Source organism: Pedobacter sp. 05L430 (genome assembly GCF_056397585.1).
In genome coordinates this window covers 1-8,589 of record NZ_JBFTNT010000183.1, presented here as the reverse complement: position 1 = coordinate 8,589, position 8,589 = coordinate 1, and the positions used below count along the sequence as shown (strand labels likewise).

Genomic DNA, 8,589 nt, shown 5'->3' with positions numbered 1-8,589 from the left:
CCATATGGCAATACCAAACAAATAGCTGAAGAAATTTTACAGGAAACCTGTGCAGTTACACCATCATTAAATGTGATTTCACTTCGTTATTTTAACCCGGTGGGTGCGCACGAAACTGCCTTAATTGGTGAGTTGCCAATTGGTGTACCTCAAAACCTTGTTCCGTTCATTACACAGTCGGCAATTGGAAAACGTGGACCGATAACTGTTTATGGTAATGATTATGATACTCCTGATGGAAGTGCGATAAGAGATTATATTCATGTGGTAGATTTAGCTAAAGCACATGTTGCAGCTATTAAGCGCCTGGAAGGTAATAAAGCAGATTCAAATTACGAAGTGTTTAATTTAGGAACCGGAAAAGGATCTTCAGTATTGCAAATTATTGATGCCTTTGAGAAATCAACAGGACAAAAGCTGGATTACACTATTGGAGCAAGGAGAGAAGGTGATATCGAGAAAGTTTGGGGTGATGTAACAAAATCTGCAAGAGACTTAAACTGGAAGGCAGAATTAGACATCGATGTAATGATGTCATCGGCCTGGAACTGGGAGAAGTACTTAAAAGACAACCCATTTTAGTATGCTGTTAAGTGAGCATAAGGATCTTAAACTGGAGATAAAATCTCTTCCTGAAAAGGAAAAAGATAAATTATTGCTCAGACTAATTGCAAAGGATAAGGTTTTAACAGAACATTTGCATTTTAAGCTGTTCGAAGATGAACATGATCTGGTAGAACGTTATGAAAAACTATTGGCAACAATAGATGAAACGGCTAAAGATCTTTTATCTAATAAAAAACTCACTTCAAAAGATACACTATTAAGAATGCGTAAATTAAATGGAAGCATCAGTCATCATTTTAAGGTAACAAAGGACGTTACTACAGAAATGGAGTTGAGAATTCATTTATTAAACCAAATTCCAATAGATTTTAAAGAAGGTATTTTTTCGCCTTTGCATAAGTTTAACGAAAAACTTTCTGTTTACTTTGTTAAGTCGACAGTTTCAGTATTAAATAAGTTTTATAAACTACATGAAGATCTGCAGTTTGATTTAAAGGATCGACTAGATACCGTGCTTAGTAAAATATATCAAAACAAAACATCTTCGGTAGCTCTGGAACTTGGACTGCCTAAAGAATTATAGACTATGAAAAAAATATTAATAACCGGAGGAGCTGGGTTTATTGGCTCTCATGTTGTAAGAAGATTTGTAAATAACTATCCTGATTACATGATTGTAAATCTGGATAAGTTAACCTATGCTGGTAACCTTGCAAATCTTACCGATATTGAGGATAAACCAAATTACCGTTTTGTTAAAGCTGATATTACAGATGCAACTGTAATAAATGAGTTGTTTGGTAAAGAGAATTTTGATGCAGTTATTCATTTAGCGGCTGAATCGCATGTTGACAGGTCGATCACTGATCCGACAGCTTTTGTGATGACCAATGTTATCGGAACAGTTAATCTTTTGAATGCGGTACGTGAATACTGGAAAGGTAGCTATGATAAGAAAAGGTTTTACCACGTTTCAACAGATGAAGTTTATGGTGCGCTTGGCGAAACAGGAATGTTTACTGAATCTACAGCTTATGATCCACATAGTCCTTACTCTGCTTCAAAAGCATCTTCGGATCACTTTGTAAGAGCTTATCACGATACTTATGGGATAGATATAGTTGTGTCTAACTGTTCTAATAATTACGGATCTCATCATTTTCCTGAGAAATTGATACCATTGGCAATCAATAATATTAAAAATGAACAACCAGTGCCGGTATATGGTAAGGGCGAGAATGTTCGCGATTGGTTATGGGTAGAAGATCATGCACGCGCGATTGATGTTATCTTCCATCAGGCTAAAACAGGACAAACATATAATATTGGTGGCCATAACGAATGGAAAAACATAGATCTTATTCATTTACTATGTAAGATTATGGACAAGAAACTAGGCAGGGCAGAAGGGGAGTCGGCAAAGCTGATCACTTTTGTAACGGATAGAGCCGGTCATGACTTACGTTACGCTATTGACTCCACCAAACTTCAAAATGAATTAAACTGGGTGCCTAGTTTACAGTTTGAAGAAGGATTAGAAAAAACAGTAGAGTGGTATTTGAAAAATGAAGGGTGGCTTTCTGATGTCACTTCCGGGAATTACCAGGCTTACTACGAAAATCAATATGAGGGAAGATAATTATCTTCCCTTTTTTATTCATACCTTAAAGCTTCTACCGGATCGAGTTTAGAGGCTTTTTTTGCAGGGTAATAACCCGAAATAATACCTACCCCAACACATAATGCAAAACCGCCCATAATCCATTCCCATGGTATTATGAATGATCCTCCCATTGCAAATGAGATGAGATTTCCTATGGCTATTCCAAGGAATATGCCAAATGCACCTCCAATAAGACAAATTATAACGGCCTCTATTAAGAATTGTTTACGAATTACAGAAGGATTTGCACCAATKGCCTTCCTGATTCCGATTTCCCTGGTTCTTTCTGTTACGGAAACCAGCATAATATTCATTAGTCCAATGGATGCACCAATTAGTGTAATGGCTCCGATGGCAATTCCTCCTAACACTACATATCTTAATTGTTCGAAAAGGGTTTGGGCAAGGGAATCACTTTTTGTGATCTCAAAATTGTTCGGTTCTGAAACCTTTACCTTTCTTATCTTTCTTAGTTCTGATGTAGCTTCGCCAATAATGTTATCCATCTGATCATTGCTTGGTACCATTACCGTAATGGTATAAGAAGGATTTGAGTTGGAGTTAATCAACTTAGCTTTTAGAAGGGGAACATAAACGGATCTGTCGCCGCTAAACCCCATACTTTGACCCTTTGACTCAAGAACTCCAATAACTTTTAACCTGTTGTTTCCAACGTTTATTACTTTATCTATGGGACTTTGATCTCTAAAAAGCTTAGTCCTGATCTCATTACCTATTATGCAGACATTGTTCCCTGACACTACTTCGGCGGGACTGAAATTACGCCCAAGCGAAAGATTCAAGCCTTGTGAGTTCAATCCATTTTCATCAATACCTTGAATATTGATATTAGGGTTAGTTTTTTCAGCGCCAAACTTAGCTGTTGACCCTCCTGTAGCAAATACACTGATCGCGACTGTTGCAGGTGTATTTAATCTTTCCTTAAAACTTACCGCATCTTCGTATTTGATAGACCGGAATGGTTTTGGGCGTTGGCCAGAGCCGCCAACCCTTATGCCTGATCCTCTGTTTCTGATGGTAAACGCGTTGGCCCCCATACTGGAGAAGGCCTCAGTCATACTTTTTTTAACAGCATCCAGTGTTGTTAATATACCTACTAATGCAGATAGGCCAATTGCGATGATCAATGCGGTAAGCATGGTACGCAACCTGTTGCTTTTTATTGATTGAAGGGCTAGTTTTACGTTTTCGGTATAGGTCATTTCAGATGAAATATATTCTTAAAGGGATAAAAATAAAAAGTCCCGCTGTTAAGACAACGAGACCATGTATAATGTTACAAAAGAAAAGGAACTTAAACTGAGAAACTTGTTCCGCAACCGCAAGTACTACTTGCATTTGGGTTGCTAAAGGTAAAGCCCCTTGAGTTTAATCCATCTTGCCAATCTACCTGCATTCCCATCAAATACATCTGATGCGCTTTGTGCATGAAGACTTTAATGCCATCGATAATAAATTCCTGATCACCTTCTTTTTTTTGATCGAAACCAAGTACATAGCTCATTCCAGAGCAGCCCCCACCGTCAACACCTACGCGTAACCCAAAGTCCTCAGAAATTTCTTGCTGATCTTTTAATTTAAAAAGCTCCTTTACAGCGCCTTCTGTAAAAGTTACCGGTGCAAATGCTGTATCAACTGTATTACTCATATTATTAAAAATTAGGAAGTACAAATTTAGTTATAATTGTTTATAAAAGCGCTATAGCTATCTCTAATAGAGACCTCTATCTCGTCATTTAAAAAATCAAATAGTGGGGTAAATATAAATAAAATGTACATTTTTGCTGAGACTCTATACTAATTATTACTGTATTCAAACAAAGCTGAATGAACGTACAAAACTTTTTAACAGAAGTTGCCACATTAGCCACCGGTGGTATTATAACAGTTGCAGCAGGATATTATCTTTTTATAAATGACCTGAGAAGGTATCTGGACACAAAACATGTTGAAGCAAAACCATCAGATCCTAAAAAAGACGAACATTTACAGATCCTTCCGTTACGATTGCAGGCTTACGAACGGCTGATTGTTTTTGTCGACAGAATTAATCCTGCAAATTTGCTGATCCGAGTACATCAGCAAGGTATTTCTGTTGTAGATCTTCAATCAGTTTTACTTAATGAAATAAGATCTGAATATCAGCATAATGTTGCCCAACAATTATATGTAAGTGCCCAAACATGGGATGTTGTTCGTAAACTTAAGGATGATACTTTAACCATGGTTAGCAATGCCGCGCGAGGATTGCCTGTGGATTCTGCCGGTGTGGATTTGAGTAGAAAAATACTGCAGCATATGACTGATATGTCTGATAACCCTTATGATTTAACATTAGATCTTATTAAAAAGGATATTCATTTGTTATTTTAACTATGAAAGAGAAAAGTTTTACCACTACTTCGGGTATTGAAATAAAAGAAATATACACTACTGCCAAACCTTTAACAGAGGTGCCAGGAGAATTTCCTTTTACCAGGGGGATTCAGAAAGATATGTATAGGGGCCGGTTGTGGACTATGCGGCAGTATGCCGGGTTTTCGACTGCAGAGGAATCTAACAAACGGTACCATTATTTGCTTAAGCAAGGAACAATGGGCCTGTCTGTTGCATTTGATCTTCCCACCCAGATTGGATATGATTCTGACCACGATATGGCCGAAGGAGAGGTTGGTAAGGTTGGTGTTGCAATTGATTCATTGAAAGATATAGAAATCTTGTTCGATGGGATAGAGCTGCAAAAGATCACCACATCTATGACAATAAATGCTACAGCCTCGATTTTGTTGGCTATGTATATAGCCCTGGCTAAAAAACAGGGGGCTGATATTAAGCAAATATCTGGCACCATTCAAAACGATATCTTAAAGGAGTATGCCGCAAGGGGGACTTATATATACCCGCCAAAACCCTCTATGAGGATTATTACCGATATTTTTGAATATTGCAGTAAAGAAGTACCGAAATGGAATACAATTTCCATTTCGGGCTATCATATCCGGGAAGCAGGCTCAACAGCCGTTCAGGAGCTGGCCTTTACACTGGCAAATGGAAAAGCATATTTGAATGCTGCATTAGAGAAGGGATTAGATATTAATGTATTTGCTAAACGACTTTCTTTCTTTTTCAACTGCCACAATAATTTCTTTGAGGAAATTGCCAAATTCAGGGCTGCCAGAAGAATGTGGGCAAAAATAACAAAGGAGCTTGGGGCTACGGATGAGAAAGCTCAAATGCTTCGTTTTCACACGCAAACAGGTGGGTCAACACTTACAGCCCAACAGCCACTTAATAATGTAATAAGAGTCACCAATCAGGCCTTGGCTGCAGTTTTGGGAGGCACACAGTCCTTGCATACAAATGGTTACGATGAGGCGCTGTCGTTACCAACCGAAGCAGCAGCAAAAATCGCTCTGCGTACACAGCAGGTAATTGCTTTTGAAAGTGGGGTAACAGATACCGTTGACCCATTGGCGGGCTCCTACTTTGTAGAAACATTAACAGATGAGGTTGAGGCGGCAGCGCAGCTGTATATAGATAAAATAGATGCCATGGGCGGTTCAGTAAATGCGATAGAAAATGAGTATATCCAGAACGAGATCGCAGATGCAGCTTACCGGTACCAGGTTGAAGTGGAAGAGGCAACCAGGGTTATTGTTGGGGTAAATAAATTTACACAGGAACAGGAAGGGATAACCGAGGTGTTTACCATAGATGAATCTATCCGTACGATCCAAACGGAGAAGATAAATAAGTTAAAAGCAGAAAGAGATAACATAGCTGTTGAAAAAGCGTTGAAGAACCTAAGGGAAGCTGCAAAGGGGAGCGAGAATTTAATGCCGTATATTTTAACAGCCGTAGAGGCCTATTCCACGCTTGGTGAAATAGCGGACACACTACGTAATGTTTTTGGAGAATATTAAAAAGGATGTTAATAAATAGTTATTAACACAAAAAATTCAGGTTAAGAAGGGTAGGTTATTGCTACCTAAGCAGTTACCAAATAAATGAAAATTAAGTTTTTTTTGTTGATAATTTTTTGAATATTCGATCTCTCGAAACAGCAGTTTTTTTATGCTCGTATCGTTACTGTAAACCAACAAATTATAGAATAACAATGGAAAAAACTTGTACAGAAGTGTGGAAAAACTGTCTCCAAATCATAAAAGATAACATACCGACCCAAAGTTTCAAGACTTGGTTCGAACCGATATCAGCATTGAAATTGGAAGGCAAAGTTTTAACCATACAAGTGCCTAGTTTGTTCTTCTATGAATGGTTGGAAGAACACTATGTAGGGCTGCTTCGTAAGACAGTTAAAAAGCAATTAGGAGATGAGGGAAGGTTAGAGTATAACATCGTTGTGGATAAGTCTTCTAATACGGGATCGCCTTATACTACTAACATGCCGAGTAATGGAAATGGGGCAGAGGCGAAGATTCAATCAATGCCAATTCCGGTTTCTATAAACAAAGACATTAAGAACCCTTTTATCATTCCGGGTTTAAAGAAACTGAATGTTGATCCTCAATTAAATTCTAACTATACGTTTGAGAATTACATAGAGGGAGATTGCAACCGTTTAGCAAGATCAGCGGGGTATGCCGTAGCCGCAAAACCGGGAGGTACTTCATTTAATCCTTTAATGATTTATGGAGGAGTAGGGTTAGGGAAAACACACCTTGCGCAGGCTATTGGTAATGAAATTAAGCGTAACATGCCAGACAAACTGGTAATTTATGTCTCATGTGAGAAATTCTGTCAGCAATTTGTAGATTCATTAAAGAACAATACGATTAATGATTTTGTGAATTTCTATCAGGCAATGGATGTAATCATCATGGATGATGTACACAACTTTGCCGGAAAAGAAAAAACGCAAGATATATTCTTCCATATCTTTAATCATCTTCATCAATCAGGTAAACAGGTTATTTTATCATCAGATAAAGCACCTAAAGATCTGGCCGGACTAGAAGAAAGATTGTTAAGCCGTTTTAAATGGGGTCTTTCTGCAGATTTGCAGATTCCTGATTTTGAAACAAGAATAGCAATTCTTAAAAAGAAAATGTATGCAGATGGTATTGAATTACCTTCTGAAGTAGTGGAGTACGTAGCCCACAACATTGACAATAACGTAAGGGAACTTGAAGGCGCAATGGTTTCCCTGCTAGCTCAATCAACTTTAAACAAAAAAGACATCGATTTGGCATTGGCTAAACAGATGTTGAAGAACTTTATTAAAAATACGTCCAAAGAGATTTCGATGGAATATATCCAGAAATTGGTATGTGAGTATTTTGAAGTTCCTGTAGACATGGTGAAATCACAAACACGGAAACGTGAAATTGTTCAGGCAAGACAGATTTCCATGTATCTTTCCAAGAGTCATACTAAGTCATCATTAAAAACTATTGGAGCTTTCTTTGGAGGAAGAGACCACTCCACGGTAATTTATGCATGCCAGACAGTTGAAGATCTGATTGATACAGATAAGAAGTTTAAAGGATACGTACACGACATACAAAAGAAATTAAAAATGAGCTAAATCATTAGAGCTCAAGTCTTATCACAAAAAAAGACCCTGTAAGTTTTACTTGCAGGGTCTTTTTTTGTGATTGAATGTTTATTTTAAAACATCAAGCTTCATTAACCCATAAAATAATGCAGCTGAATGTAATGCCTGATCAATTTTATTGTCTTTTAGAATTTGTTTAGCCTCTTCGATAGTATATTCCTCAACGTTAAGGATTTCATGGTCATCTAAGTGCTGATCATGAGTTTTAACACCGCCTTTTAATAAATAGGTATAAGTAACATTTGTAGATGTTGCGGGATTGGGGTATAGCGTAGCTATCAATTCGGAACTTTTAAAAGAATAACCGGTTTCTTCTAATAGCTCTCTCTTAATGGCTACCTCAGGCAATTCATCGCCATCTATGACGCCACCAGGAACTTCTAAGGATATAATATCAGCACCATGGCGATATTGGCGAACCAAAATTATTTTATTGTCTTCTGTTACTGCTACGGCATTAACCCAATTCGGGTATTCAAGTACGTAATAGTCGTCTTTTATAACGCCATTTTGTAAATCACAGGTATCCACACGTAATGTCGCCCATCTTTCTTTCACCAGATATTTTGATGAAAGTCTTTGCCATTTTTTTATTTCCATATTAGGTATTAAGGTATTTATCAACTAGTTTTTGGCGGTCAAGATTAGTCATGTTTATAATGTGATGCTTTGTTTCCAGCAGGTAGTATATTAAATATAGCTTCTCAGCAAAAGAATCGTTCCTTGGGTTAATAACCGAAGGATCAAATTGAGAGTAGAG

Annotated in this window: 9 protein-coding genes; 6 read left to right on the top strand and 3 right to left on the bottom strand. The window is 37.6% G+C overall.

Annotated elements, in window-relative coordinates; genetic code table 11:
• The 3 genes from AC1DG9_RS18980 to rfbB form a co-directional block, all read left to right on the top strand.
• The coding region (locus tag AC1DG9_RS18980; RefSeq protein ID WP_477635039.1) for an NAD-dependent epimerase/dehydratase family protein at window positions 1-582 on the top strand (582 nt) is incomplete at its 5' end.
• Window position 583: 1 nt separating this feature from the next.
• Window positions 584-1,150: a hypothetical protein gene (locus AC1DG9_RS18975; RefSeq protein WP_477612184.1), complete on the top strand. Its 567-nt coding sequence runs from the start codon at window positions 584-586 to the stop codon at window positions 1,148-1,150.
• Window positions 1,151-1,153: 3 nt separating this feature from the next.
• Entirely contained in the window at window positions 1,154-2,206 is a 1,053-nt protein-coding gene (gene rfbB / locus AC1DG9_RS18970; RefSeq protein WP_172659405.1) for a dTDP-glucose 4,6-dehydratase, read from the top strand.
• A 14-nt stretch (window positions 2,207-2,220) separates the two neighbouring features.
• Here rfbB and AC1DG9_RS18965 read toward each other — a convergent pair whose 3' ends face one another.
• Together AC1DG9_RS18965 and AC1DG9_RS18960 are read right to left on the bottom strand one after the other, a co-directional pair.
• Window positions 2,221-3,453: an ABC transporter permease gene (locus tag AC1DG9_RS18965; protein WP_172659406.1), complete on the bottom strand. Its 1,233-nt coding sequence runs from the start codon at window positions 3,451-3,453 to the stop codon at window positions 2,221-2,223.
• Between the two features lie 92 nt (window positions 3,454-3,545).
• A complete protein-coding gene (locus AC1DG9_RS18960) occupies window positions 3,546-3,899 on the bottom strand; it encodes a HesB/IscA family protein (RefSeq protein WP_172659407.1) in 354 nt (117 codons plus the stop codon).
• Between the two features lie 179 nt (window positions 3,900-4,078).
• Here AC1DG9_RS18960 and AC1DG9_RS18955 point away from each other — a divergent pair, with 179 nt between their 5' ends.
• From AC1DG9_RS18955 to dnaA, 3 genes are all read left to right on the top strand, one after another.
• Window positions 4,079-4,624, top strand: coding sequence for a DUF7935 family protein (locus tag AC1DG9_RS18955; RefSeq protein ID WP_288882502.1), 546 nt, complete (start codon window positions 4,079-4,081; stop codon window positions 4,622-4,624).
• Between the two features lie 2 nt (window positions 4,625-4,626).
• Window positions 4,627-6,174, top strand: a complete 1,548-nt coding sequence (locus AC1DG9_RS18950) for an acyl-CoA mutase large subunit family protein (protein WP_172659409.1) — start codon at window positions 4,627-4,629, stop codon at window positions 6,172-6,174.
• Between the two features lie 194 nt (window positions 6,175-6,368).
• Window positions 6,369-7,799 (top strand): chromosomal replication initiator protein DnaA, encoded by a 1,431-nt coding sequence (dnaA, locus tag AC1DG9_RS18945; protein WP_048903745.1) that lies wholly within the window; start codon window positions 6,369-6,371, stop codon window positions 7,797-7,799.
• A gap of 78 nt (window positions 7,800-7,877) precedes the next feature.
• Here the strand turns inward: dnaA and AC1DG9_RS18940 are convergent, their stop codons facing one another.
• Window positions 7,878-8,429 carry an NUDIX hydrolase gene (locus AC1DG9_RS18940; protein WP_172659410.1) on the bottom strand — a complete coding sequence of 184 codons (552 nt, stop codon included), beginning with the start codon at window positions 8,427-8,429 and terminating at the stop codon, window positions 7,878-7,880.
• Window positions 8,430-8,589 lie beyond the last annotated feature (160 nt).